The following is a 23,712-nucleotide window of genomic DNA, read 5'->3' on the forward strand; positions in this document are numbered from 1 at the left end:
TCAATAACGGCATACTCTTCCAGCGTTAAACAAAAAAGCGCCGCGGCAAACGGAGTAATTCCGCAGCCGTGGCGCTGATTTGTAATAGCTCATATTAGGAGACGTCGCTTAGAACCATTGGTGATGGAAGACGCCTTCCTTGTCCACGCGTTTGAACGTGTGGGCACCGAAGTAGTCGCGCTGCGCTTGCAGCAGGTTGGCCGGCAGGCGCTCCGTCCGGTAGCTGTCGTAGTAGGACAGCGCGCTGGCAAAGCCCGGTACCGGAATGCCGTTCTCCACGGCGACGGACACGACTTTGCGCCATGCGTCCTGGTAGCTTTCCACCACGTTTTTGAAGTAGGAATCCAACAGCAGGTTTTTGAGAGCCGGATCGCGGTCGTAAGCTTCCTTGATGTTGTGCAGGAATTGCGAGCGAATGATGCAGCCCCCGCGGAAGATCATCGCGATGTTTCCGTATTTCAGATCCCAGCCGTATTCGTCGGAAGCGGCGCGCATTTGCGCGAAGCCTTGGGCGTAGGATACGATTTTGCTGGCGAACAGCGCCTTGCGCACATTCTCGATGAACTCCGCTTTGTCGCCGCTGAACGGTTTCTTGGCCGGACCGCTGAGCACTTTGCTTGCCGCTACGCGCTCTTCCTTCATGGCGGACAAGAAGCGGGAGAAGACGGACTCCGTGATCATGGACAACGGTACGCCGAGATCCAGCGCGCTTTGGCTTGTCCATTTGCCGGTGCCTTTCTGGCCGGCGGCATCGAGAATCACGTCGACCATCGGCTTGCCGGTCTCTTCGTCATACTGCGAGAAAATGTCGGCCGTAATTTCAATCAGATAACTGTCGAGCTCGCCTTTGTTCCACTCCGTGAAAATTTCATGCAATTCCTTGGCATCCACGCCAAGAACGTCTTTCAGCAAGTGGTAGGCTTCGCCGATCAATTGCATATCGCCGTACTCGATGCCGTTGTGGACCATTTTCACATAATGTCCGGCACCGTCCGGTCCGATGTATGTACAGCAAGGATCGCCGTTCACTTTCGCGGAAATCGCCGTCAAGATCGGCTCGACCAGCTTATAGGCGCTTTCTTGGCCGCCAGGCATGATCGCAGGTCCTTTCAAGGCGCCTTCTTCACCGCCGGATACCCCGGTTCCGATGAAACGGAAGCCCTTGGCTTCAAGCTCCTTGCTGCGGCGCTGCGTGTCCGGGAAGAAAGCGTTGCCTCCGTCGATAATGATGTCGCCTTGATCCAGGTAAGGAAGCAGGCTCTCAATGGTAGCGTCGGTTGCGGAACCGGCTTGTACCATGATCAAAATTTTGCGAGGCGTTTCAAGGGACTGTACAAATTCCTCGACCGAGAACGTGCCGACCAGGTTTTTACCTTTGCCTTCGTTCTCCAGAAGGTCATGCGTCTTTTGCGGGGAACGGTTGTATACCGAAACGGTAAAGCCCCTGCTTTCAATATTGAGGGCCAGGTTTTTGCCCATAACGGCCAAGCCGATAACGCCAATCTGTTGTTTTGACATGGTCTCCATCCTTTGCACACTATTTTTTTATCAATAATATCATTTTAACTCTTTTGCGTACAGAAGTGAACCCCTTGCGGCCGGCGCCCAAGAAAACAACCCCCATGTATTAGGGGGCCGGCAATGATTTTAATCATAGTTTACCTTAAAATACGCCTACCATTCCAGGGCGATCAGTTTGATCCGAATCTTGCGCAATCTTTCCTTGCAAGCTTCGGCCGACGCATCGTCGCCCTTTTGCAGCGCTTCATACAATCGTTCCAGTTCCCGGTCCAGCTCTTGCTGCAGGGTTTCCAACTGCTGTTCCGCCGATTGGGAGGCGTAGATTTCCGCCATCTTCTCCAGGTCCAAGACCGGGCCTTTCTGGTAGATGACGCGGTGTTCCATCCCGTTGATTTCCACCAGTCGAATCACTTCGCCGAACAGAATATTCTCGATAAAAATTTGGCGGTCCTTGAATCGCTTCACCACCGCATGCCCCCGCAGTTCGCCGATCAGCTTCTCCAGCCATTCGGCCAGCTTGGCGTCCTTGATCACATAATCGCCCACGAGCTTGTATCCTTTTCCCAGACGCTGAAAGCGCAGCTTGGTCAGCTTGCGTCCCGTGCGTACGGAAATGATAAAAATGGATTCGTTTTCACTCCAATATAAAGAATATCCGTCTTGGATCAAATCGCGGATCAGCTGCTGTATGTGCCGGCGGTCGAATCGGAGTTCCAGGTTGCAGTATTCCACTTCATAGCTTTTGTTCACGGCACTCCCTCCCTTTTTTCAAGACTCCGTTTCCCTTGTCTTGAAGGGCTTCGGCGTCTTCGCTTTCCTCCCACTTTCGGCTTACCCTATCTTATACTTCATCTTATGTAAAAGAACTTGGATTATTGATTATTTTTACCCTCATCGGGCTGTTTCTGACGCAAAAGGGCGCAGTTCTTCCATCCTCCGGCCGTTTTGCCCCGCCCCGAACCCGGGAATCCGGTCGTGCCAAGTGTGTTATACTTGGGACATAAGTCAAACAGTTAGCGTTGTAATGGAGGTCGGAAAACATGAGTTTTAACGGATTTACCGAACAGGATTTTGATGCGTTGACCGTACCGGGGCTCGAGCCCCGAATGGAGGCCATCATCGGCCATATTCGCCCTAAACTGGAGGCTCTGGGAGGTTCGCTCGCTCCTTATCTGTCCGCGTTGTGCGGGGAGGAAATGCATCCTCATGTGGCCAAGCATGCGCGGCGCAAGGTTAACCCGCCGATCGATACCTGGGTGGCGTGGGCCGGGAGTAAACGAGGGTATAAGGCACTTCCTCACTTCGAGGTCGGTATGTTCTCCACCCATTTGTTCGTCATCTTCGCGGTGATCTACGAGAGCCCGAATAAGTCGGTTTTTGCCGAATACATGATGAAGCACGCCGACGAGCTGAAGGCCGTCGTCCCCGCCCGATTCTACTGGTCGATGGACCATATGAATCCGGACGGCACGCCGCATCGTGAAACCGGCCTTACCGAGCTCCGGAGCATGGGCGAGAAGCTAAAGTCGGTCAAAAAAGCGGAAATCATGTGCGGCCTTCGGCTGGACCGGAATGAACTGATTCTGCGGGACGGGGACAAGCTTACCGCCAAGATCGAAGAGACGTTCCGTTCCCTGCTTCCCTTGTACAAAGCTTCTTTCTAAACCACTGCAAACTTCCCAGCCTGCTTCTTACCGGATCGGTTTTCCGGGGGAAGCGGGCTTTTTGCGCGACAGATGCAAATGGAGAAAGAACAGCAGCGCCATCGAGACGGCACTTGCCACAAACGGAGCCGGCGCGCCCCAGCCGTCCCACATTTTCCCCGACACGGCGGGGCCCATAGCCATGCCGAAGCCCTGGATCGTCAGGAAAAGCCCCCAGACCGTCCCTTTTTCCCCTTTCGGCAGAATCCGGGAAATCATCGTGTCCCACGTCGGCAGAATGCAGGCGTAACTCAGTCCGATCAGCATAACGAGCGCCCATACGGCCGGAAGATTCCGAGTAAAGGCGAACAATCCGACCGCCACGGCGGAGAGCGAAAAGCCGATGTTCAAAAAGAGCGCGGTGCCGTACTTGTCGACCATTTTGCCGACCGGAATCAGTCCGAGCACGGTAATTCCCCCACCCGCGATGAGCATCAAGCTGAACGCCTCCGGAGAGAGTCCGAGCTCCGTCCTTACGAACAGGGTGATCACGGGGGTCAGCAGGCCGATGGCAAAAGACTGCAAAAACAACGCCGGGTATAGAAGCGGGCTGACCTTCAGATTGTTGCGAATCTGCCGGTGGGTCTGCTTGATATTTTCCCAAAGCCCCCCCTTCCACAGAGAAGTTTGGTCCTCGCTCCCTGCCGCTGAAGGCGATTTCGACTTCCCGCCGGTATTCCCCGGTAAGAGCAGGGAGACAAGAATGACGATGCCGATGCATCCGAGCAGGATCCAGAAAACGAGCGTATACGACAATCCGACCAGAAAATTGATGATGACCGGTCCCAGCCCCGTTCCGCCCAGGCTCGAAATCTGAATAACGCCCATGGCGGTGGCGAAATTTTTGCTTTCTTCCGTGACGGACGTGATGCCCATCAGCACACAGGGCCATAACGGAGCGGTACCGACCCCGAGCAAGGTGCACCCCAATACGATGAACCCCATCGTTTTCATGACCGTTATCAGAAAAACGCCCCCAAACGTGATGCAAAGCCCGATCGTCATCGTCATCCGGAAGCCGATCCGTTCGATCAGCCAGCCCGCCGGGCTGCGAAACAGATTATCCCCGATATATTGGCACGAGAAAGACAATCCGATGGCAAACGCACTGAGTTTCAGCACATCTCCTATATAAACGGGCAGGATCGAAACGATCAGAGCCCCCTTTACGAATTCAACCAAAAACATAATAATCCACAAGCAAATAAAAGTGGGGGTAAGCAGTTTTCGCGATGGCAATTTGGCAGCCAGTTCCATGGTCGGTTCTCTCCTTTCTCTTGGCTAACTTTTAAAGTCCGTCCTCTCCAGTCTATCCTTTTTCGCAGTCAACTTAACCTGCCTCGGCTGCTCCCAGGGCCTGGCAGCAAACTTCGCTTGCATTCCGGTCCCAGTTTGCTATACTCAACCTTGTTAAAATTTTATGAAAGGCAGGGATGGCCCTATGGATCACCAAAAAACGCCGCTCTTCTCCACACTTAAAAAACATGCGGCCGCCAACCCCGTTCAATTTCACATTCCCGGGCATAAAAAAGGGCTCGGAACCGATAAAGAATTCCGCGAATTTATTGGCGATAACGCCCTGTCCATCGACTTGATCAATATCGCTCCGCTGGACGATCTTCACCAGCCGACCGGAGTGATCGAGGAAGCGCAAAAGCTGGCCGCCGACGCATTCGGCGCGGACCATACCTATTTCTCGGTACAAGGCACGAGCGGAGCCATCATGACTATGGTCATGTCCGTTTGTTCTCCCGGTGATAAAATTATCGTTCCGCGAAATGTTCACAAATCGGTGATGTCCGCGATCATTTTTTCCGGGGCCAAGCCGGTATTCGTATCCCCCGCGCAGGACACGAACCTCGGGATCGATCACGGGATCACCTCCTCGTCCGTGCGGCGGGCGCTGGAGCGCCACCCGGATGCAAAAGCCGTCCTGGTCATCAACCCGACCTATTTCGGCGTCTGCGCCCATCTCAAGGACATCGTCGATCTGGCGCACAGCTATCATGTCCCTGTGCTTGTGGATGAAGCCCACGGGGTTCACATTCATTTTCACGAGGAGCTTCCGATGTCGGCCATGCAGGCCGGAGCGGATATGGCGGCCACGAGCGTACATAAGCTGGGCGGCTCCATGACGCAAAGCTCCGTGCTCAATATCAACACCAAGAACGGTCTCGTCAGCCCGAATCGCGTGCAGACGATCATCAGTATGCTGACGACGACTTCGACCTCCTACCTGCTGCTCGCCTCACTCGATACCGCCCGCAGAAATCTCGCCCTGCACGGGCGCGAGATGGTCCAGCAGTCGCTGGAAATGGCCCATTATCTGCGCCGGGAAATCAACAAGATCCCGGGGTTGTACAGCTTCGGCGAGGAGATTCTCGGCAGCGAGGCGGCCTATGATCTGGATCCGACCAAAGTGACGATCCATGTGCGCCATCTGGGGATCACCGGCTACGAAACGGAGAACTGGCTCCGCGAGCATTATAATGTGGAAGTGGAGCTCAGCGACATGTATAACATTCTGTGTATCATTACCCCGGGGGACACGCAGGAATCGATCGAAACGCTGCTGACGGCCCTGCGGAGCTTGTCCGAGTGCTATTACAAGGAGAACAACGCGAACGAGCTGATCGTCAAAATCCCGGAAATCCCGCAGCTCTCCCTGATCCCCAGGGATGCGTTCTACGCGGATACGGAGGTCATCCCGTTTCGGGAATCGGCGGGACGCATCATCGCCGAGTTCATTTATGTATACCCGCCGGGTATTCCGATCCTGCTGCCGGGGGAAGTGATCTCGCAGAGCAATATCGACTATATCGTCGATCACGTGGAAGTCGGTCTCCCCGTAAAAGGGCCCGAAGACCGGTACATTAACAACGTCAAGGTTATCGTCGAGGCCGATCCGATTTTCTAGGCTTGAAACGAAAGGGCTGTCCCAAAAGCACACTCGCTTGGGACAGCCCTATTTATGTTCGAACGATTAAGCTTCGTCCTGCTGGGAGACCAGCTCGTTATAAGCTTCCTCCACTTGACGCCATTCGTCCTCGTCTTCGATATTGTAAAGCACCATTTCCTCGTTCTCTTCTTCCATACGCAGGATGATGCCGTCGGCTTCCGGATTGTTCCGTTCCAACAGAAGGGCATATAATTTGTCGCCGACGTCAAACGTCTCGACAAGAACCATTTCTACGTCGTTGCCATGTTCATCCGTCAGCGTCAATACGAACTCCTCATGCTCATGATCATGCTCATGGTCGTGTCCGCAGCCGCAAGCTTCACCGTGTTCGTGCTTGTGATCGCTCATTGAAATACCTCGCTTCGGTTAATTTGATGGGTTGCCAAAACCTGTCGGTTTCCCTCGTATCGTATCATTTTAGAAGGGGCAGGTCAATTTTGGCAAAGGCGCGGTATCCCCCGGTTATTTCTCGGCGATGACCGTCTTCTCCGAAACCAGGGTATAGTCGCCTCCTACAGGCTTCATATAGAAGCCAATGATATACTTCCCTTCGGATTTGAAATCATACGTGTAATCATTTGTACGGAACCAGAAATTATCCCGCTGCTCCTTAATTTCGTCGGACTGAATCACTTTGGATTCGCCGTCGGGAGCGGTGATGGAAACGCGCACCGCGGAAATATCCGTCCGCAGTCCGTCAATTTGAGCGAACACATTGAATTTTAGTTTACCGGTTTTCTTAATATTGATGTTTCCGATGACCGTGTCGCCCGTAAACAAGAACATGTGAACATTCGGTTTATAGTATTTGACCGTTTTCGTTGCCTCATCATATTCGACAAGGCCTTCCAATTCACGAACCGGGACATAAGTTTTTCCGTCGACGATGTAGCCCCCGTCCTGTACTTCTTGTCCGTCCAGGAACAGTTTCACTTTTTGGGTGGCCGAATCGGCAAATAACATAGAACCTCCCATCAGGGAGAATGCAACGACCAGTACAGCAACTCTTCTCCATTTCATCCAAGTAACCCTCCATTACATTCGTGTTGATGTAAATTTATACTCCGGGGATAGGCTCAAGTTGCGGTCATCGACTGAAACAATCCACTTTTTTTGCCGGGCCCGCTCTTTCGTTCGGATTCAAAATCGTGTACATTAATGGGAGCAGATTAAACCAAGGAGGGGTAACATTGCCACTGCGCCTTCAAATGCTGGGTACGGGCAGCGCATTCGCCAAGAAGTATTACAACAACAACGCTATATTGTACGCGGAAGATTACACACTGCTCATCGATTGCGGAATTACGGCTCCGCTCTCCCTGCATCAACTGGACAAGTCCCTGGATGAGATCGACGGGATTCTGATCACGCATATCCACGGGGACCACGTTGGCGGCTTGGAAGAATTCGCTTTTCGCATGAAGTTTATTTGGGGCCGCAAGCCCGTTTTGTATATCGCCGACAAGCTCGTTCATCCGCTGTGGGAACATACGCTGAAAGGAGGATTAACCCAGGAAGGCATCGCATCGCTGGAAGATGCCTTCGAGGTGAAAGTGCTGTCGGAAGGCACTGCGCACCACCTCTCTCCATGCCTGTCCGTCGAATTGATTCAAACGCCGCATATCCCAGGTAAAGACAGCTACTCCCTTTACATCAACGGCGAGACTTTTTACAGTGCCGATATGATCTTTCAACGGGATTTGCTGACCCGTCTGGTCGAAGAAAGAAACTGCCGTAAAATTTTGCACGAAGTTCAACTTCAAGGCCCCGGCCAAGTACATACCGAGCTCAAGCAGCTTCTGTCCCTTCCGGCGGAAATCCGCCGAATTATTTTGCTGATGCATTACGGGGACGAGATGGAGAATTTTATCGGACAGACCGAAGAAATGGAGTTTTTACGCCAGCATCAAATCTATACGTTGTAACAAAGAGAAGCAGCCCGGCCGGAATTCACGGTCGGGCTGCTTGTTTAAGTTATGGAATTTCAAGGATTTACTCAAAACGAGGGAGCGCGTCCAAGTTGTTGCTCGGATCGCCGTCCGCATCGCTCCGGATGTACATTTCTCCGTCCCTTCCCTTAAACAGGTTGGCCCCGGCAATCGCTCCGGCCTGGACCTCGCGCTTGGCCTGCTCGTAATCCAAAACGCGGCCGCTTGAGGTTTTAAAAGCGGTCAGATCTCCGTCGCCGTTTTTTTGCACCGCAATAAACCTTTCTCTTGTATCCATAGCCATCTGCCCTCACATCTCCTCTGTTTGAGTTTGGGTGATGGGTATAGCATGTCCTGTTTTTCGCAGAATATGAATCTACTTGAGCGGTTTGACCATCCGTACATGCGGAATCCCCGCGTCATCGAACGGCTCGGTGGAAATCGTTTCGTAGCCGAGCTTGCGGTAGAAGCCTTCGGCCTGGCATTGCGCATCCAGTACCGATTGCGAAAGGGCCAGCTCTCTCGCCAGCTCCTCCAGCGCGATAAGCAGGATTTTTCCGATCCCATGGGAGCGGAACGCTTGGCGCACGGCGATCCGCTGCATTTTGGCCGAATTGTCCTTATAGTACGTCAATCTCCCGGTTGCCGCGTAGGTCCCGTCGACCTCCACCAGGACATGATGCACATCCGGGCTAAGCTTGTCGAATTCATCGATTTCCAGATCGATCGGGACATTCTGTTCCTTGACGAACACTTCCTTGCGAATTTCAAGACAATGCTCCAATTGCTCCTGCGTCTCCACATGTATAATCACTGCAGCCATTTACATGCCTCCCCTAGATGGTGTTACATCAATAAACATTGAACTGCAACATTATACAAAAAAACCGTTTTCGTGTATAGTTGGTTGCAGAAGCGATTTATTTGGGAGAGGGGTCGATCCGGCTATGGTTATGGGCGTTACGATCGCAGCGGCTGTGCTTATCGCGGTGTTATTGATCGCCTCCATGTTCTATGTCACCAAAAAAGGCTACTCCCGCAAATGGGACGAAGAGTAGCCCGAGCTTGGCTCTTCGCTTTGGGGATGGATGATGGTCTCTTTCGAGTAGACCTCTTCCTCCACGGTCGGCGCATAGACGCCATCGGTGACGAAGGGACCAAGCCACCAAGGCGAAGCGACCGCTTGCCGGTCCAGAGTGGCCTGGCTTGGAGCCAGCATACATCCGCCAGCCAAAGTCATAAACGCCAAGGCGACGGTCATTCCCAGAACCCCCTTGCGTATAGGGCGCTTGGGAAGGGCCGTAAGTTTGCGTTTGAACATAAGGTTTTTACCTCCTTGGCAAATGAGTGTCTTGGGTTCTAGTTCTCATTGTTGCCCGGATAACCGCACCTATTCAGAAAAAAAGAATTGACATCTCCCTATGTTCCTGCTAATATAAATTTTGTCTTCACTATATTCTGATCTGTTAGCTCAGCTGGGAGAGCACCATCTTGACAGGGTGGGGGTCAGTGGTTCGAGCCCACTACAGATCATAGCTGAGAGCCCTTGCGTAGCAAGGGCTCTTCTTTTTTCTTACGATTTAATAAGGGACCAAAAAACCTATATTGGGGCCGAATTGGGGTCTCATCAATTTTTAATTTTTTTTAGACCGTTTTGTCTATTTTCATAGAATTAATTTTGCTACTTCCAGTAGAGGGATTTAAACTAAATTCAAATATAAAGCGGCCACTGGTAATCCACCATGTGGTAAATTTATATCTATCTTTGGTTTTCCGGTAGCTGTTCCATTAAGGTAATTCAATTTGCTTCTGGTTTCTCTAACAGGAAAATACCACAATTGGTATGATGCAAAGGATGCCGGCAGCGGCCCATCCAAATACGCAATTGACAAGCACAATAACAACAAAGGACCGTTCAGCAAACGTACTGATTACGTTATTTTCAACAATATCCTAACGTTCGAAGTGAATGAATATACTGCAACGTCTGCTACCTATAAGTAAAAAGGCGAGACAACGAAAAGACCACTTTGGCTTATGCCTCGGTGGTCTTATGTCATTTTATTGCTTCGACTTTTGGGACGTTCCTTTAGGGGGATCTGCATCAGCAAATTCCGTATTAAGATTTGGAACACCTAATTTCTTTTTTACTTGCTTGGAGCTGTGCTTCGCATTATTCTTCTTATCCATCAATACACCTCCTGTTGGTAGTATTATGCGGCGAGCAACTTCGCCCTATGCGTTGTGATGGTCGCGGATAACAACTCGCCCATAACTTACCGCCTCACTACTGGATAGCCAAACGCTATAATCGGTAAAGAGGTGTTTTAAATTTATTGATCCAATGTTACTCACAACAGCCCCGGTCCGTTCAGCGATCCGCGCTCCATATTTGAACCGAAAATCACGGACACCGGTTGATCTTCTCGCAAGAGTCCGCTAACGTCCACCCTGCACTCGGCAGTACCCGGAGATTAGCTGCGGTTTATTTTCACACGACATCGAACTTGACGGTGAAATCGCATGCGTGGACCCGGCGACCGGGGTGTCCGATTTCGAGTCGGTAATGACTCGGTTCCAGGCGAAGCGCGCCGGCAAAATTGCACGCCTCTCCGCTACCCTTCCGGCCTATTATGCTGTGTTCGACATTCTGCGGTACAAAGGCGAGGACCTGCGGAAGTTGCCGCTCCTTTAGCGCAAAGAAATCCTCGCCGGCCTGACGATGCCAAACGCAAATTTTGGCGTTGTCCCGTATGTTGAAAGGTGTGGGCGAAGCTTTGTTTGAACAGATCAAGGCCCGTGGGCTGCTGGCGTACATGCTCTCCAAACTTGACAGTTTCCGTTTTTACATTGACGAGCTGGTCAGGCACACGACCGAGGGAAAGGACAGTATCCGCGCCGGCATGAAGGAGCTCGAGCAACTGGGAACCCGGTCAAAAATGAGCGCGGCAAGATCATGTCGTGGGGGCTGGATATTTACGAAAATCCCTATATAAAAACCTATTTGAAATACTTCAGCCAGAAAAAGAATAAACAGCATATGAGGGTAACAACAGATCAGTATGGATGGATTATGAATCAGATAGATCACCTGAAATCCTCCGACATTACGGTGAAGCAATGGGAGGACCAGGTGAGAGATCATTTCGAAAAGCTCCCGGCAAAGAACAACGGGAATATCATTGCGTTCCTGCATGCGTCGCACAGGCGGGTTGATGTGGGGATATTTGATCAGTTTAATTGGTGAATAAAAAAACATACACTCCACATACTTACGATAAATAAACTTAAGAGGTGGAAGTTATGGCATTAATTTTTCCGGCAAGTTTAGACGAATTGGCTAGGGAGACTTATGTTTCAATTGATATTCCTGCGGGGGAAAATAGGAAGCTCACCTTTTCAGTCAATGCAAGTAGACCACAAGGTATTGGCATCTACGGACCTGAAAAACTTAAGTACACTGAAAAATATAGTACTTCCGATTTTCAGAGCATAGTCCTACACGGCTTTAATGATATCATTGCAACGTACTGCATAGCTGGATGGGCCTTTTTTCCGACATCAGACGGTGGAAGGTGGCTTCAGAGCAAAGTCCGGGTAAATGAGCAAAATGTAGTGGGGTTTGACGATTTTGTGGATGATGGAGATTTTAATGACCTTGTAGTAGAAGTAACCGCTACTGGTTCATCTGACTAAGAGCATGTAATTCGAATTAAAAGCCATGACCAGGCAGCACTTCTTACACTGGCTCGCCTCTTTATTTCGGAAATCCTCCAAGATATTTGTTACGGGCTACCTTGCCTATTTCAGCCAATCCCTAATTGCTGCCAATTCGATATCCGATTTTTTTATCCTAAAGCGATCGGGTAAAGCCCATTCAGGGTGGGCAACTTGGAATCCGGCCCATCCAACTTTTAGATAATTCAAGTATAGAAAAGTGGCCTCACCTTCTCTCGATACTCCAAATTTCTGGTGCCAAATCTGGTGCCGAAAGTTAAATATCGGCACCAAAAACCAACAAACACGAACAATGATACGAACAAGAAAACCCCTTATATACTAAGGGTTTTCGCACTCCAACAATATTCAACAAAATAAAAAACATTCTTAACAGGGTGGGGGTCAGTGGTTCGAGCCCACTACAGATCATAGCTAAGAAGCTTGGTGTAGCAAGGCTTCTTTTTTGTCTTGCGATTTAATAAGGGACCAAAAAACCTATATTGGGGGACAATTTTAAAATTGAGCCAAATATCCATTTTCCCCGCTTAAGTCGCAGTCGGAGCACCGGACAGATTCTCAATATCGGTGGATCCGAATATCAGCAACGTAATGACAATAATTAGGAGAACATTGTTAGCAAAATTTTCTCCATCAAAATTACTCATATCCTTCACCTGCTCTTGAAGTTTTATTTAGCTGTTACCCGTCTTCTTTTTCAATGCTTCCATAAAGTCGTTTAAAGTGATATTTCCATTTTCATTCATAAAATTAACAAGTTTATCGACAGTGTCATTATTCAATGTTTTAAATTTGCCAACGAGGCTGACGAATAATGATGAATCTGTATACAACTGAACCGAATCCACTTTAAGCCTTCCCGTTAAAAGCAGGGCTGCAACGACGAGCTCAAGTTTTTTGTTTCCTTGAAAAATAGGGGGAGAACTTTGTTTGTTTCTCTGCACCCGCTTAGTCTGTTTATTTTTTTGAGTTCGAGCAGCCATTCTTCCTTCCCCCATTACCTAATAACACTACTAATGAACTGTCATTTCATCAATTTATTCACTGAAAATGCATTTAGTGAGGGACAAAGTAGAGATTTGTTCAAATTGATTTTATGCCTCGCATAATTCTGCCCGGACATCATTTCCCCTTCTCAAGTTTCGACATAACCGACTGCACCTGCCCCCATTCCAGCAAACATCTTTCGAGTTCGGGTTCCAACCTGGTTTGGATACTATCCTTAAGATCTTTAATTTCTTCTTCTAGTCTTTTTAATTTTTGATCTGTGGCTGAAGCCTTTCGTTTTTCGGACATTTCAATGAGTTCTGAAAAATTCTTTTTTTCGTTGATTAGATAGGAAATTCTGTTTTCCAACTGCCTCTTGCTTTCTTCGAGATGTTCTCGATTCGTCATATCCGAATATTTATTGGAAGCGTCCTTTGCGGGCTGCTCGGATTCAATATAAATCGTACCCCCTTTGTATTTAAAATCGGCTTCTAGCGCATCAGCTAAAGGGCGAATCGGGACTGTTGTTTTCCCGTCGATGACAGCACCCTTGTCTTCCAACGGGCTACCGTTAACCACCACCGACACTTCTCCCGTTACCTTCTGACCGATTAAACTCTTCACTTTAGCTGAAACCGTTCCGGCCGAGGCTGCCACCATCACGCCAAGAAGAAATGAACCCGCAATATACGCCGTTTTTTTCATAGATATAACCTCCAATGGTATAATTATTCTAATATTGCCCTACCCAACACTTATTGTGAAGGAATCGTCGTCTCACCGATATGATTTATGATCCTTCAAGATTTCCCCTCCGGGAACCGATAATAACGGAGTATACTCATTCCATAGGCGAGGAGGAGCAAACATGGACATTGGAGCCTTATCCACCGCATTGTCCCAAAGCAGCCTGAAGCAGGCCGTGGGCATCTCGGTGCTGAAGATGGCGAAGGAGCAGACGGTTACGGAAGGACAAGCCCTGATAAAAATGATGGAGCAAAGCGTAAACCCGAACCTGGGCGGTAACATCGACATTAAAGTTTAACCCGACTTGTCGCGACATTTAGGAAGAGGCCTTTATAAGGTCTCTTTCTTTTTTCCCTATTCGCCCAATTTCAACTCTCGAATAGACTGTTAGCAGTTCAAATTCGGAAGGTGGAAAGCGAATGAGTTTATCGTTGTATCGGGAAAAGATTCTGTTTACCGCGGGCACGGGGCCAGCAGGCTATGACATCTGGGCATATGTTCCCCTGACTCGGTGGATCATCCGGCTTACCCGGGGACTCGCCGAGGCTTTTTCTGTGCCCTATCCCTCCCGGGATGGCCGCCGTCTAGCCTTTATCGGCAGGAATTCCATCCTTTACGCCCTTGATCTGCGAAGCGGATCGCTGGCTCAACTGGATCGGCTCGAACCTTACACCCTGCTGGACTGGTCCCCGGATAACGGGTATCTGAGTTATGTCAAAGAAGGACGCATCGTTATTTATCACTTGGATTCCCATCGACATACCGTTATTGCCACAGTCGGCGCCACGGACGCCGGGTGGTTTCCATCGGGAACCTCTCTGCTTTATGCCGCGCCCGATCCTATCGGTAACGTACAGCTATATCAAATTAACCCGAACGGAACGAACGTACGGCAGCTAACCCGGAATGAGGAAGGGCCGCTGCACGATGTTCGCCTCTCCCCTGACGGACGATTCGCCCTGTATACGTCTCCGGGGGCCAGCATCTCCCTGATCAGCGTAGTTAACCTGGCGACCGGCCAAACGACCCGTCTTGAAGGGGGGCCTGAGGCAAAAAACTATAATCCCGCCTGGTCTCCCGATTCCTCGCGCATCGCTTACAGCGCCACTTCTTTGATTCAAAACCGATACATCTCCTATATACAGACAGACCGCAGAGAAGGCGGACAGATCGCGACCTGGGCGGTATCCTCGTGCTTCTCCACTCCGGTCAGCTGGTCTCCGGACGGCCGGCGCATCGCTTATTTGTCGGGATGTGAAGGGCAGGAATCCGCAAAAGAACTCTGGATTGCCGATACGAACGCGCTCCGTTACCCCGCCAAAGTTCTCGAAGCCGGCTCCCTTACCGCCATCGCATGGATAAAACAGACCCCTTGAAGCAGACTAAAAACCAGATGAACGAACAGATTCGAGTGAACAACCCCGCTGCTTCTCCCCTATAAACTCATTTATTTAGTCCGAAAGTAAGATCGGGCGATTGAAACGGGTAATGGGAAGTGACGGGAGGGAGGAATGGCAGATTGGAGGAGCATACCAATACGGAAAACCGTTATGTTCAGCAGCATTTAGCTAATGAGCGGACGTTTTTGGCCTGGATTCGCACGAGCGTCTCGATCATCGGCATAGGCTTTCTCGCCGCCGGATTGGTATTTAACTCCACCTACAGCGAGATTGCCCGGGTTTTTTCCGTAATTGCGGGAATGGGATCGCTCGTTTTCGGAACCGCCGTCATCGTGGCCGCCGCCCTGGAATATCGCATAAAGCGGACGCAGATCAACCGGAATGAATTCCGCTCCTCTTACATCATCGTCAGCTTGATTCTGATTTTGATGCTGATCCTATTCGGCCTTCTCTTTTTTCTGATGTATTTTCTGTTGTTTGCTTAGCCGGATGCGGCCTAATAGCTGTACAGAAACGTCCGCCTTTTAAATCCGCAAAGGAAGGTGTTATTCATGGATCGCAAAAAAGAAGAGTTCAAAGGCTTAGGCTACGGCCCGGGAGTCGACCCCATCCCCGAGGCCGATAACGGCACAGCCTCCACGGACATGCTGGAAGATATCGTCGACGAAATGTTAAATGATCCGGTGGAGAACGACCAAGCGAAGGATCAAGCTCGACAGCCGGGCAACAAGAGAAATACGGACAAATGAGGAGGGCCATAGTGCCCTTCTTTTTTGGCTTCGACGTTCAACGATCTCATAGTAACTTGGAAAAATAATCTGGTGTACACAATGGTCTGGCGTGCTTCCGCATCTGAATAAGCGTCCAGGCCCGCATTTTTAGGCATTAGCCCAATCCATTTATAGGCATCTGCGTATAATGCCGTATAAATATTTGGGAGGTAATTTTTTGAATAATTATCCAATGATGTATCACATGCCCCACAATCCACATATGCAACACATGCCTCACACTGTCGTGGTCAATCCTGTAGATCATTGTGTTGTTGACGCTTTAATATGTCTCATCGGAAAAATTGTTATCCTGGAAACCACACGCGGTAGACTCGATGGACGTGTCGTTGAAGTCAAACAAGACCACGTCGTCCTTGAAGAAAGACACAAGAAATTTTTAGTCCGTATCGCCGAAATCGTTTGGATAATGCCGGAATAATTCATGAATCAAAGGAGCTGTGCGTACAGCTCTTTTTTCTTTCGATTCAGCTACAGCCTACGTCTCCCTGCTTAGATCCTGGCCGCCTGGAACGATAGATAAAAATTAAATTATAAAAATTTAAATAAATGTGATTTAAATCACATATCATGTGAAATAAATCACTTATACTTAAGACATCAAAGATGATCATCCAAAAAACAAAAACACAAATCCTAAAGGAGTGGTTCATATGTTTAACAATTTCCTCAGAACGAACAAAGTTGCGATGTGGTTCCTCACCGTGATCCGTGTTTACCTTGGCTATCAATGGATGACGGCCGGCTGGCACAAAATTACGGGCGGTTTCGACGCCGCCGGCTTCCTGAACGGCGCAATCGCCAACAGCGCCGGCGATCACCCCGCCGTTCAAGGCTGGTGGGCCGCTTTCCTGGAAAACTTCGCCCTGCCGAATGTCGACCTGTTCAACTTCCTGGTTCCTTACGGTGAATTTCTCGTCGGTCTCGGTCTGATCCTCGGTACCTTCACTACTTTCGCCGCTTTGATGGGGCTGGTCATGAACGCGGCCTTCCTCTTCTCGGGAACCGTAAGCACGAACGCGCAAATGCTGCTGCTTGAAGTGCTGGTCATCGTAGCCGCCGCCAACGCCGGCAAGATCGGCCTTGACCGTTTCGTCCTCCCTTACCTTCGCGGCTTGTTCCGTAAGACGGACGAAACCGAACCCGCGGCACCGGCACCCAAGCATCCGACAAAAATGAAACATACGGCATAACATAGAGTGTATCGCAAAGACGCCGGGGGAACATCCCCGGCGTCTTTGCGCAATATTTAAAGCAGGTCATTCCAGACGGAACGCTCTGTTTTTGGCGGAAAATGAACGCCCCGTTCCCAAGCCAGTTCAAACGCCTCAAAGCGGTGATGGGGCGGCACTTCGGGCCCCAGATCGCCGAATACCCGCTCGATACTGAGTATCTGCGATTCGTGCGCCTGCAAAGCGAGGCGCTTCGCCTCCCAGTAACCTCCCGCCTCCAGCTTGACTACGCTGGAGCTTTCGGATTGATAGTTCCCCAGTTGATTATAATACAGCTTTTGTACCGTCGGGGTCCGCCGGGAGAAAACAACCGCATTAACGGCATGATGGATTACAATGTGGTCCTTATGCCCGGAAATGCCGTCCGCCGGAAACGTGACGACCACCTCGGCGTTGTGGTGAGCGATAAATTCCGCGATCTGTTTCTGTAATTCTTCCGCTGGAACATCCTTAAGCTTCCCGTCTCCCAAGCCAAGCTGCCGTACCTCCGCAATTCCCAGAATCCGGGCGGCCTGCTCGAGTTCCCGTTCCCTTCTCGCCGCCAGCTCCTGAGGCGTCATGCTTCCCAATCGTCCCGTTTTCCCGGCATCGCCCCGCGTCGCCGTGAGCAGTACGACCCGGTGCCCTTCGTCGACAGTCTGACGGATCAGATAAGAAGAACTAAAGGTTTCGTCATCGGGATGCGCGTAAATAAATGCGATCGTTTTGTGTTTCATCGTGACTCCTCCAAACCCAAATGTGTAATCTTTACTATACTTACTATACTTTAATATTGACTAAGTACATAAAATTCACTACAATTCAGTAGAATCTAATATAGACAGGTGATCTAACATGAGTCAACAACATGCTTACCGCATTTTGCTGTTTTATAAATTTACAAACATCGCCTCCCCCGAGACATTTACGGCGGAGCACTTGCAATACTGTAAAGATCTTGGGCTGAAAGGCCGCATTCTTATCGCCGCCGAGGGAATTAACGGCACGGTATCGGGAACCGTGGAGCAAACGGATCGCTATATGGCCGACTTGCGGGCGATGCCCGAGTTTAAAGATATCGTCTTCAAAATCGATGAAGCCGACGGTCATGCCTTTAAGAAGATGTTCGTCCGTCACAAGCAGGAGCTGGTCACCTTCCGTTACGAGCAGGAACTCGATCCCAACACGTTGAGCGGTAAACGCTTGTCGCCGGTGGAGTTTTACGAGCAACTCCAGCGCGACGACGTGATCGTCATCGACGGCCGCAACGATTACGAGTACGATATCGGCCACTTCCGCGGCGCCATTCGCCCAGAAGTCGAGTCGTTCCGGGAGTTTCCCGAATGGATCCGCGAGAACTTGGGCGAACACAAGGATAAAAAGGTGCTGACATACTGCACCGGCGGGATCCGCTGCGAGAAGCTGACCGGCTTTTTGCTGAAAGAAGGATTTCAGGATGTGGCTCAGTTGGAAGGCGGTATCGTGACCTACGGCAAGGACCCGGAAGTCCAAGGCAAACTGTTCGACGGCAAATGCTATGTCTTTGACGAACGGATTTCCGTTCCGATCAACCGGACCGAAGAAGACGTCGTGATCGCCCATTGTCATCATTGCGGCGTGTCCCATGACCGCTACATCAATTGTCCCGTGTGCAACCTGCAATATGTTTGCTGCGAAGATTGCGAAGAGGAGCATCAGGGCTTCTGCTCCGACGCCTGCATGGAATCGGTCCATGCCTTGAAGCAGGCCTGATCTCACGTCCCGGAGGAGTCCTCACATGAATTTGAATCAACCCAAAGAATCGTCGACACGCGAACGAATTTTGCAAATGATGAAAACATCCGGTCCTCTCAGCACCAAGGAAATTACGCTGGAGCTCGGCATCACGGAAATGGCGGTCCGCCGCCATCTGGGCACGATGGAGCGCGACGGGCTAATCGAGTCGAAGATGATCCGCCAAACGTTAGGCCGGCCGACTTCCGTTTACGGATTGACCGAATTGGCCGAAAACCTGTTCCCCAAAAAATACCATACGCTGACGCTGGATCTTTTGGGCGAATTGGAACAGGAGTACGGGGCGGAATCGATCGAGCGCCTATTCGAGCGCCGCAAAGATAAGCTGAACCGCCAGTATCAATCCGATATGCAAGGGAAGAATCTTGCCCAAAAGGTGCAGAGGCTTGCCGAGATTCAGAACGACAACGGGTATATGACCGAATGCGAGCAGCGCGGAGACGATCATTTCGTGCTTATGGAGCACAATTGTCCGATTTCGCAAATCGCGAACCGCTACAACCATGCCTGCGAATGCGAGCTGCGCTTGTTCGAATCGCTGTTGGACGCCCGGGTGGAAAGGACAGAATGTCTGGCCCAGGAAGGCCGGAAGTGCGTGTACGTCATCAAGCGCTAATATTCCATAAGCAGGCAAAATAAAATAATAACCTCCGGCAGCTTCAAAATGCTCGTCCGGAGGTTATTTATAATTAGGCCTAGTTCAGATCCTCAGATCCCATGGAACGCTTCCAGCTCTTGACGGATCGTTTCTTTGATCTGAGCGAGGCATTCCTCGGTCGTCTTGGCGAAGACCTTCTTCCCGTTGACCATCGCATAAGGTCTGATTTTACAAAGGCCGCATAAATTCAGGCAGTCCAGCCGGAGCACGGCGATTTCGGGAAATTCCTCTTCCAGCTGCTCCAGGTCCAGCGCGCTTAACAAATTGCTGTCGCACACTTCCACGACAACGATGCCCATACCCATGTTCCATTCACCCCAAACCTGAATTCTTCGTCATCCGATCCCTCATTATGATAAACGCCGACGGTTTTGTCAATGTAGGACCTTCATTTAATATACTTAATATACATTTAAGTTGACTAAGGGGGATGGGATAATTATAATAAATAGTGTTCAAAATAGTATTACATAATTTAAGGAGAGGATGATAAAAATGGCACATCAATTACCAGCACTTCCTTATGCCAACAACGCTTTGGAACCGCATATCGATGAGCAAACGATGATGATCCACCATGACCGTCACCATAATACTTACGTTACGAACCTGAACGCAGCTCTGGAGTCCGCGCCTGAACTGGCTTCGAAATCCGTTGAAGAACTGATTTCCGACCTGGACAGCGTACCTGAAAGCATCCGTACCGCGGTTCGCAACAACGGCGGCGGACATGCGAACCATTCCCTCTTCTGGGAGACGATCGGACCGAACGGCGGCGGCCAACCTTCCGGCAAACTGGCGGACGCGATCAACAGCGAACTCGGCGGTTTTGACAAATTCAAAGAGGACTTCAGCAAAGCGGCTACGACTCGTTTCGGCAGCGGCTGGGCGTTCCTCGCGGTAGACGCAAACGGCAAATTGTCCGTTTACAGCTTGCCGAACCAAGACTCCCCGCTGATGGAAGGCAAAACGCCGATCCTTGGTTTGGACGTATGGGAGCATGCTTACTACCTGAAATATCAAAACAAACGTCCGGATTACATCGCGGCCTTCTTCAACGTCATCAACTGGGCCGAAGTTGAGAAACGTTACGAAGCAGCCGTCAGCAAGTAATACGAACGGTACTTAGTAAAAACGGCTGGACCCGCTTACTCGGCGGTCCGGCCGTTTTTTTATCCGCTTTTATCCGCTTTTATCCGCTTGACGACTTGCGGCTTACATCTCGACAGTACGAACCGAATCGCGCAGAACCAGCGTAGCCGGAATCTCCACACGCACAGCCTCCCGGACGCCTCCCGGCAGGGACAGCAGAACCGCGGCGGCGGCATCGCACATTTTTTCTTTTTCCACGCGCATCGTCGTCAGTTTGGGACCCAGTTCCTCCGCATCGTCGAGATCGTCAAACCCCACGATGGATACGTCGGCAGGAATCTTCAATCCCCGTTCTCGCAGCTGCTTGGCCAACAAGTAAGCAATCCGGTCGTTTCCGCAAAAAAACGCGCTCGGCCACAGCTCCAGGTTCCGCAAAAACCGGTCGATTTCCTCCTCCGTACAATCAAAGCTCTCCGACGTCGTCAAAATAAACCGGTCCTCGATCCGCAGACTGTGATCCTGCATCGTTTTCCAATAGCCGTACCATCTCTCTTCGTGACTGGTCGTCAGGTTCGTCGGTCCGATGAAGCCGATATCCTTATGCCCCGCCCGGATCAGAACGGAGACCGCCTCGGCCGCTCCGGCAATATTGGCGGAACACACCACGGGACATGGAAGTTCGCGGTGGTAGGAATCCAGCATGACGAGCGGCGCGTCAAGCTCCCAAACCAGCCTGGCGTAGGCTTTGTCCACAATGCCGAAAAGAATGATGCCTTGATAAGCGATGTCCGTACAATGCTGCGGCAGTTGAAGCCGTGATTCCATCTCCCGGCCGATCGGGGCGATGACGGCGTTCATCCCCTTGCTCCGGATACTCTTCTCCAAGCCCCATATCAAGTCATGGAAAAACCGGAAATGATCGTTGTCCTGGTAGCTCATGATCCTCTCCGGCACCAACACAAGGATGTTCTTGCTATCCGGTGCCTTCTGCGCAAACGGGCCATAGCCCAGCTCTTTCGCCGCCTGCAGCACTTTGCCGCGCATCTCGTCACTAACGCCCTTTTTGTTCATTAAGGCGAGGGAAACCGCATTTTTGGAAATCTGCAGCCGATTCGCGATATCCTGCATAGACACCTTCTTTTTACGTCCCATGTCCTTTTCATTCCCTCCGAAACATGCTAAACTAAGCCTAAATATACTTTACATATTTTTATTTTGTCAAGTTTGTCAAGTTACGATTAACGGTATAATGGAGGTATGACACTTGAAATATGCTGTTGGCATAGACATCGGCGGGACCAAAACAGCGATCGGCCTCGTCGACGCCGGAGGAGCCGTTCTGCTGAAGCACTCGCTCCCCACGGACCATACGGTCTCCCCGGCGGAAATGGTCGACCGGATCGCCTCGGCGATTCGTGAACTGACCGCGAAAGCCGGGATCGATCTTGCGGCCGATGTGCTGGGGATCGGCATCGGGGCGCCCGGCCCTTTGAACACGCGGCTCGGCCAAATCGTAGAGCCGCCGAACATGCCGGGCTGGTGGGGCTTCCCCGTCGTGGAGTCGTTCCGGCGTCATTTTCCCGCCCTGGACATCGCCTTTGAGAACGACGCGACGGCCGCCGCCCTGGCGGAAAAATGGCAGGGTGCCGCCAAACAGGCCGATCATTTCGTATTTATTACGATCAGTACCGGCATCGGCGCCGGGATTTACAGCCACGGCAGGCTGCTCACCGGAGCAACCGGAAACGCGGGAGACGTCGGGCATTTCGTCATCGATCCGGCGGCCGGGACTTGCGTATGCGGTCAGCGGGGCTGTTGGGAGCATATCGCCTCCGGCACCGCCGTCGCCCGGCAAGCCAGCGAGTTGCTCGGCCGCCCCGTCACCTCGAAAGAGGCCTTCGATCTCGCCGCCTCGGGGACGGAACCCCGGATAACGGCATGGATCGATCAAGTGTTCCGCTATATCGGTATCGGCTGCGTCACCTTGATCAATACGCTCGATCCCGAGCTGCTCGTGATCGGCGGCGGCGTCTCCCAGGTGGGAGCCCCGCTGTTCGACGCCGTGAAAGCCTACGTTGCAAGGCATGCGCTGAATCCGTCGGGCCGGCAAACCCCGGTCGTTCCCGCCGCCTTGCACCAGGATGCCGGCCTGATCGGCGCGGCCGCACTTGTACATGTAGCATATAAGTAGAAATTTCCTGAGGAGGACCCATGAACATGAACCAACCTATTTTTTTGGAACCCGTATTTCAAGAGCGCATTTGGGGAGGAACCAAGCTTAAGCAATTGTTCGGTTATGAAATTCCGAGCGATCGTACCGGCGAATGCTGGGCGGTATCCGCGCACCCCAACGGTCAAAGCGTCGTCAAAAACGGACCTTACCAAGGAATGAAACTGGGGGATCTTTGGAGCAAGCATACCGAGCTCTTCCGCTCCGGCTCTCCGGTGTTCCCGCTGCTCACCAAAATTCTTGACGCCTCCGACGATCTGTCCGTTCAAGTACATCCGGATGACGCCTATGCCGGCGAACATGAAAACGACGAGTTGGGGAAGACCGAATGCTGGTATATCGTCGATGCCGAGCCGGGCTCCGTCATTATTTACGGCCATGAAGCGAAGAGCCGGGAACAATTGGTGCAAATGATCGAGGATGGTCGTTGGGACGACCTGTTGACGCGGGTACCCGTGAAACGCGGCGATTTCTTCTATGTCCCGAGCGGAACGATCCACGCCCTCGGCAAAGGCATCGTCGTTCTTGAAACCCAGCAAAGCTCCGATACAACGTACCGGGTCTATGATTACGACCGCAAGGACAAGGACGGCAACCTCCGGGAACTGCATCTGGAGAAAGCGATCGACGTCACCACCATTCCGCAAGCCTATGAACCGGTCTCGTACAGCAGCAAGGAAGAGGCCGGCATGACGGTAACCAGTTTTGTATCCAATTCCTTCTTCACCGTCGAAAAATGGGAGGTTTCGGGTCAAGCCCAACGGTCCGCTCGCGAAAAATATACCATCTGCAGCGTCATCGACGGAAACGGCCTGCTGCGGACGCCGGATCAAACCTATCCCCTTGCCAAAGGTGATCATTTTATCCTCCCGGCGGAGTTTGGCCCGTTCGAACTCGAAGGAAAGATGACCTTCATCATTTCGCACGAATAGGACGAAATCCGCATACGACAA

Annotated in this window: 31 protein-coding genes and 1 tRNA gene; 18 read left to right on the top strand and 14 right to left on the bottom strand. The window is 51.2% G+C overall.

Translation table 11 applies throughout. The annotated features are described in order from the left end of the window. Positions 1–108: 108 nt before the first annotated feature. Together gndA and LBW89_RS19005 are read right to left on the bottom strand one after the other, a co-directional pair. The gene (gndA, locus tag LBW89_RS19000; RefSeq protein ID WP_148451674.1) at positions 109–1,518 is read right to left on the bottom strand and encodes an NADP-dependent phosphogluconate dehydrogenase; all 1,410 of its coding nucleotides are present in this window, start codon (positions 1,516–1,518) and stop codon (positions 109–111) included. A 156-nt stretch (positions 1,519–1,674) separates the two neighbouring features. Then, on the bottom strand, positions 1,675–2,271 hold the full coding sequence (locus LBW89_RS19005; RefSeq protein WP_148451673.1) for a hypothetical protein: 597 nt from the start codon (positions 2,269–2,271) through the stop codon (positions 1,675–1,677). Between the two features lie 290 nt (positions 2,272–2,561). Between LBW89_RS19005 and LBW89_RS19010 the strand changes: the two genes are divergently transcribed. Beyond that, positions 2,562–3,185 carry a YktB family protein gene (locus LBW89_RS19010; RefSeq protein ID WP_148451672.1) on the top strand — a complete coding sequence of 208 codons (624 nt, stop codon included), beginning with the start codon at positions 2,562–2,564 and terminating at the stop codon, positions 3,183–3,185. A 27-nt stretch (positions 3,186–3,212) separates the two neighbouring features. On the opposite strand, the gene LBW89_RS19015 is transcribed toward LBW89_RS19010, so the two are convergent. Beyond that, positions 3,213–4,481 (bottom strand): MFS transporter, encoded by a 1,269-nt coding sequence (locus LBW89_RS19015; protein WP_148451671.1) that lies wholly within the window; start codon positions 4,479–4,481, stop codon positions 3,213–3,215. A gap of 184 nt (positions 4,482–4,665) precedes the next feature. Here LBW89_RS19015 and LBW89_RS19020 point away from each other — a divergent pair, with 184 nt between their 5' ends. Beyond that, positions 4,666–6,141, top strand: coding sequence for an aminotransferase class I/II-fold pyridoxal phosphate-dependent enzyme (locus LBW89_RS19020; protein WP_148451670.1), 1,476 nt, complete (start codon positions 4,666–4,668; stop codon positions 6,139–6,141). A 66-nt stretch (positions 6,142–6,207) separates the two neighbouring features. On the opposite strand, the gene LBW89_RS19025 is transcribed toward LBW89_RS19020, so the two are convergent. Together LBW89_RS19025 and LBW89_RS19030 are read right to left on the bottom strand one after the other, a co-directional pair. Next, on the bottom strand, positions 6,208–6,531 hold the full coding sequence (locus LBW89_RS19025) for a DUF1292 domain-containing protein (protein ID WP_148451669.1): 324 nt from the start codon (positions 6,529–6,531) through the stop codon (positions 6,208–6,210). Positions 6,532–6,645: 114 nt separating this feature from the next. Further along, positions 6,646–7,203 (bottom strand): copper amine oxidase, encoded by a 558-nt coding sequence (locus tag LBW89_RS19030; RefSeq protein WP_148451668.1) that lies wholly within the window; start codon positions 7,201–7,203, stop codon positions 6,646–6,648. 170 nt (positions 7,204–7,373) lie between these two features. Between LBW89_RS19030 and LBW89_RS19035 the strand changes: the two genes are divergently transcribed. Beyond that, a complete protein-coding gene (locus LBW89_RS19035) occupies positions 7,374–8,108 on the top strand; it encodes an MBL fold metallo-hydrolase (protein ID WP_148451667.1) in 735 nt (244 codons plus the stop codon). 67 nt (positions 8,109–8,175) lie between these two features. Here LBW89_RS19035 and LBW89_RS19040 read toward each other — a convergent pair whose 3' ends face one another. The 3 genes from LBW89_RS19040 to LBW89_RS19050 form a co-directional block, all read right to left on the bottom strand. Continuing rightward, positions 8,176–8,415 carry a DUF3892 domain-containing protein gene (locus LBW89_RS19040; protein ID WP_148451666.1) on the bottom strand — a complete coding sequence of 80 codons (240 nt, stop codon included), beginning with the start codon at positions 8,413–8,415 and terminating at the stop codon, positions 8,176–8,178. Between the two features lie 72 nt (positions 8,416–8,487). Further along, positions 8,488–8,934: a GNAT family N-acetyltransferase gene (locus LBW89_RS19045; protein ID WP_148451665.1), complete on the bottom strand. Its 447-nt coding sequence runs from the start codon at positions 8,932–8,934 to the stop codon at positions 8,488–8,490. Positions 8,935–9,141: 207 nt separating this feature from the next. Continuing rightward, positions 9,142–9,432 (bottom strand): hypothetical protein, encoded by a 291-nt coding sequence (locus LBW89_RS19050; RefSeq protein WP_148451664.1) that lies wholly within the window; start codon positions 9,430–9,432, stop codon positions 9,142–9,144. 139 nt (positions 9,433–9,571) lie between these two features. On the opposite strand from LBW89_RS19050, the gene LBW89_RS19055 reads away from it, so the two are divergent. Continuing rightward, positions 9,572–9,644 (top strand) — tRNA-Val (locus tag LBW89_RS19055). A 528-nt stretch (positions 9,645–10,172) separates the two neighbouring features. Here LBW89_RS19055 and LBW89_RS27560 read toward each other — a convergent pair. Continuing rightward, positions 10,173–10,301, bottom strand: coding sequence for a hypothetical protein (locus tag LBW89_RS27560; protein ID WP_263639231.1), 129 nt, complete (start codon positions 10,299–10,301; stop codon positions 10,173–10,175). Between the two features lie 355 nt (positions 10,302–10,656). Between LBW89_RS27560 and LBW89_RS19060 the strand changes: the two genes are divergently transcribed. The 3 genes from LBW89_RS19060 (at position 10,657) to LBW89_RS19070 (ending at position 11,807) form a co-directional block, all read left to right on the top strand. Continuing rightward, the gene (locus LBW89_RS19060) at positions 10,657–10,806 is read left to right on the top strand and encodes a hypothetical protein (protein ID WP_249043383.1); all 150 of its coding nucleotides are present in this window, start codon (positions 10,657–10,659) and stop codon (positions 10,804–10,806) included. 58 nt (positions 10,807–10,864) lie between these two features. Further along, entirely contained in the window at positions 10,865–11,107 is a 243-nt protein-coding gene (locus tag LBW89_RS19065) for a hypothetical protein (RefSeq protein ID WP_225039877.1), read from the top strand. A gap of 307 nt (positions 11,108–11,414) precedes the next feature. Next, the gene (locus tag LBW89_RS19070; RefSeq protein ID WP_148451663.1) at positions 11,415–11,807 is read left to right on the top strand and encodes a hypothetical protein; all 393 of its coding nucleotides are present in this window, start codon (positions 11,415–11,417) and stop codon (positions 11,805–11,807) included. 716 nt (positions 11,808–12,523) lie between these two features. Here the strand turns inward: LBW89_RS19070 and LBW89_RS19075 are convergent. Beyond that, complete coding sequence (locus LBW89_RS19075) at positions 12,524–12,832, bottom strand: hypothetical protein (RefSeq protein ID WP_225039878.1); 309 nt, start codon at positions 12,830–12,832, stop codon at positions 12,524–12,526. Between the two features lie 139 nt (positions 12,833–12,971). Next, on the bottom strand, positions 12,972–13,541 hold the full coding sequence (locus LBW89_RS19080; protein ID WP_148451662.1) for a hypothetical protein: 570 nt from the start codon (positions 13,539–13,541) through the stop codon (positions 12,972–12,974). Positions 13,542–13,704: 163 nt separating this feature from the next. Here LBW89_RS19080 and LBW89_RS19085 point away from each other — a divergent pair, with 163 nt between their 5' ends. The 6 genes from LBW89_RS19085 (at position 13,705) to LBW89_RS19110 (ending at position 16,967) form a co-directional block, all read left to right on the top strand. Beyond that, positions 13,705–13,881, top strand: a complete 177-nt coding sequence (locus LBW89_RS19085) for a YjfB family protein (RefSeq protein WP_148451661.1) — start codon at positions 13,705–13,707, stop codon at positions 13,879–13,881. A 121-nt stretch (positions 13,882–14,002) separates the two neighbouring features. After that, positions 14,003–14,959: a TolB family protein gene (locus LBW89_RS19090; protein ID WP_148451660.1), complete on the top strand. Its 957-nt coding sequence runs from the start codon at positions 14,003–14,005 to the stop codon at positions 14,957–14,959. Between the two features lie 143 nt (positions 14,960–15,102). After that, positions 15,103–15,468: a YidH family protein gene (locus tag LBW89_RS19095; RefSeq protein WP_148451659.1), complete on the top strand. Its 366-nt coding sequence runs from the start codon at positions 15,103–15,105 to the stop codon at positions 15,466–15,468. Between the two features lie 66 nt (positions 15,469–15,534). Then, a complete protein-coding gene (locus LBW89_RS19100) occupies positions 15,535–15,732 on the top strand; it encodes a hypothetical protein (protein ID WP_148451658.1) in 198 nt (65 codons plus the stop codon). Between the two features lie 199 nt (positions 15,733–15,931). Further along, on the top strand, positions 15,932–16,195 hold the full coding sequence (locus tag LBW89_RS19105; RefSeq protein WP_225039879.1) for a DUF2642 domain-containing protein: 264 nt from the start codon (positions 15,932–15,934) through the stop codon (positions 16,193–16,195). Positions 16,196–16,427: 232 nt separating this feature from the next. Beyond that, positions 16,428–16,967 (top strand): DoxX family protein, encoded by a 540-nt coding sequence (locus tag LBW89_RS19110; protein WP_148451657.1) that lies wholly within the window; start codon positions 16,428–16,430, stop codon positions 16,965–16,967. 56 nt (positions 16,968–17,023) lie between these two features. On the opposite strand, the gene LBW89_RS19115 is transcribed toward LBW89_RS19110, so the two are convergent. Beyond that, on the bottom strand, positions 17,024–17,722 hold the full coding sequence (locus tag LBW89_RS19115) for a PIG-L deacetylase family protein (protein WP_148451656.1): 699 nt from the start codon (positions 17,720–17,722) through the stop codon (positions 17,024–17,026). 118 nt (positions 17,723–17,840) lie between these two features. Here LBW89_RS19115 and LBW89_RS19120 point away from each other — a divergent pair, with 118 nt between their 5' ends. Both LBW89_RS19120 and LBW89_RS19125 read left to right on the top strand, forming a co-directional pair. Beyond that, positions 17,841–18,737, top strand: coding sequence for a rhodanese-related sulfurtransferase (locus LBW89_RS19120; RefSeq protein WP_148451655.1), 897 nt, complete (start codon positions 17,841–17,843; stop codon positions 18,735–18,737). Positions 18,738–18,768: 31 nt separating this feature from the next. Next, positions 18,769–19,395, top strand: coding sequence for a helix-turn-helix transcriptional regulator (locus tag LBW89_RS19125; protein WP_148452664.1), 627 nt, complete (start codon positions 18,769–18,771; stop codon positions 19,393–19,395). Positions 19,396–19,487: 92 nt separating this feature from the next. Here LBW89_RS19125 and LBW89_RS19130 read toward each other — a convergent pair whose 3' ends face one another. Continuing rightward, entirely contained in the window at positions 19,488–19,742 is a 255-nt protein-coding gene (locus LBW89_RS19130; protein WP_211373279.1) for a DUF1450 domain-containing protein, read from the bottom strand. 190 nt (positions 19,743–19,932) lie between these two features. Here LBW89_RS19130 and LBW89_RS19135 point away from each other — a divergent pair, with 190 nt between their 5' ends. Further along, positions 19,933–20,550 (top strand): superoxide dismutase, encoded by a 618-nt coding sequence (locus LBW89_RS19135; protein ID WP_148451654.1) that lies wholly within the window; start codon positions 19,933–19,935, stop codon positions 20,548–20,550. Positions 20,551–20,652: 102 nt separating this feature from the next. Here LBW89_RS19135 and LBW89_RS19140 read toward each other — a convergent pair whose 3' ends face one another. Then, entirely contained in the window at positions 20,653–21,681 is a 1,029-nt protein-coding gene (locus LBW89_RS19140) for a substrate-binding domain-containing protein (RefSeq protein ID WP_148451653.1), read from the bottom strand. A gap of 112 nt (positions 21,682–21,793) precedes the next feature. On the opposite strand from LBW89_RS19140, the gene LBW89_RS19145 reads away from it, so the two are divergent. Then, complete coding sequence (locus LBW89_RS19145; protein WP_148451652.1) at positions 21,794–22,720, top strand: ROK family protein; 927 nt, start codon at positions 21,794–21,796, stop codon at positions 22,718–22,720. 26 nt (positions 22,721–22,746) lie between these two features. Next, positions 22,747–23,691 (top strand): mannose-6-phosphate isomerase, class I, encoded by a 945-nt coding sequence (manA, locus tag LBW89_RS19150; protein ID WP_148451651.1) that lies wholly within the window; start codon positions 22,747–22,749, stop codon positions 23,689–23,691. The last annotated feature ends 21 nt before the right edge of the window (positions 23,692–23,712 follow it).

This window comes from Paenibacillus sp. alder61 (genome assembly GCF_020179875.1).
GTDB classification, from domain to species: Bacteria; Bacillota; Bacilli; order Paenibacillales; family Paenibacillaceae; genus Fontibacillus; species Fontibacillus faecis.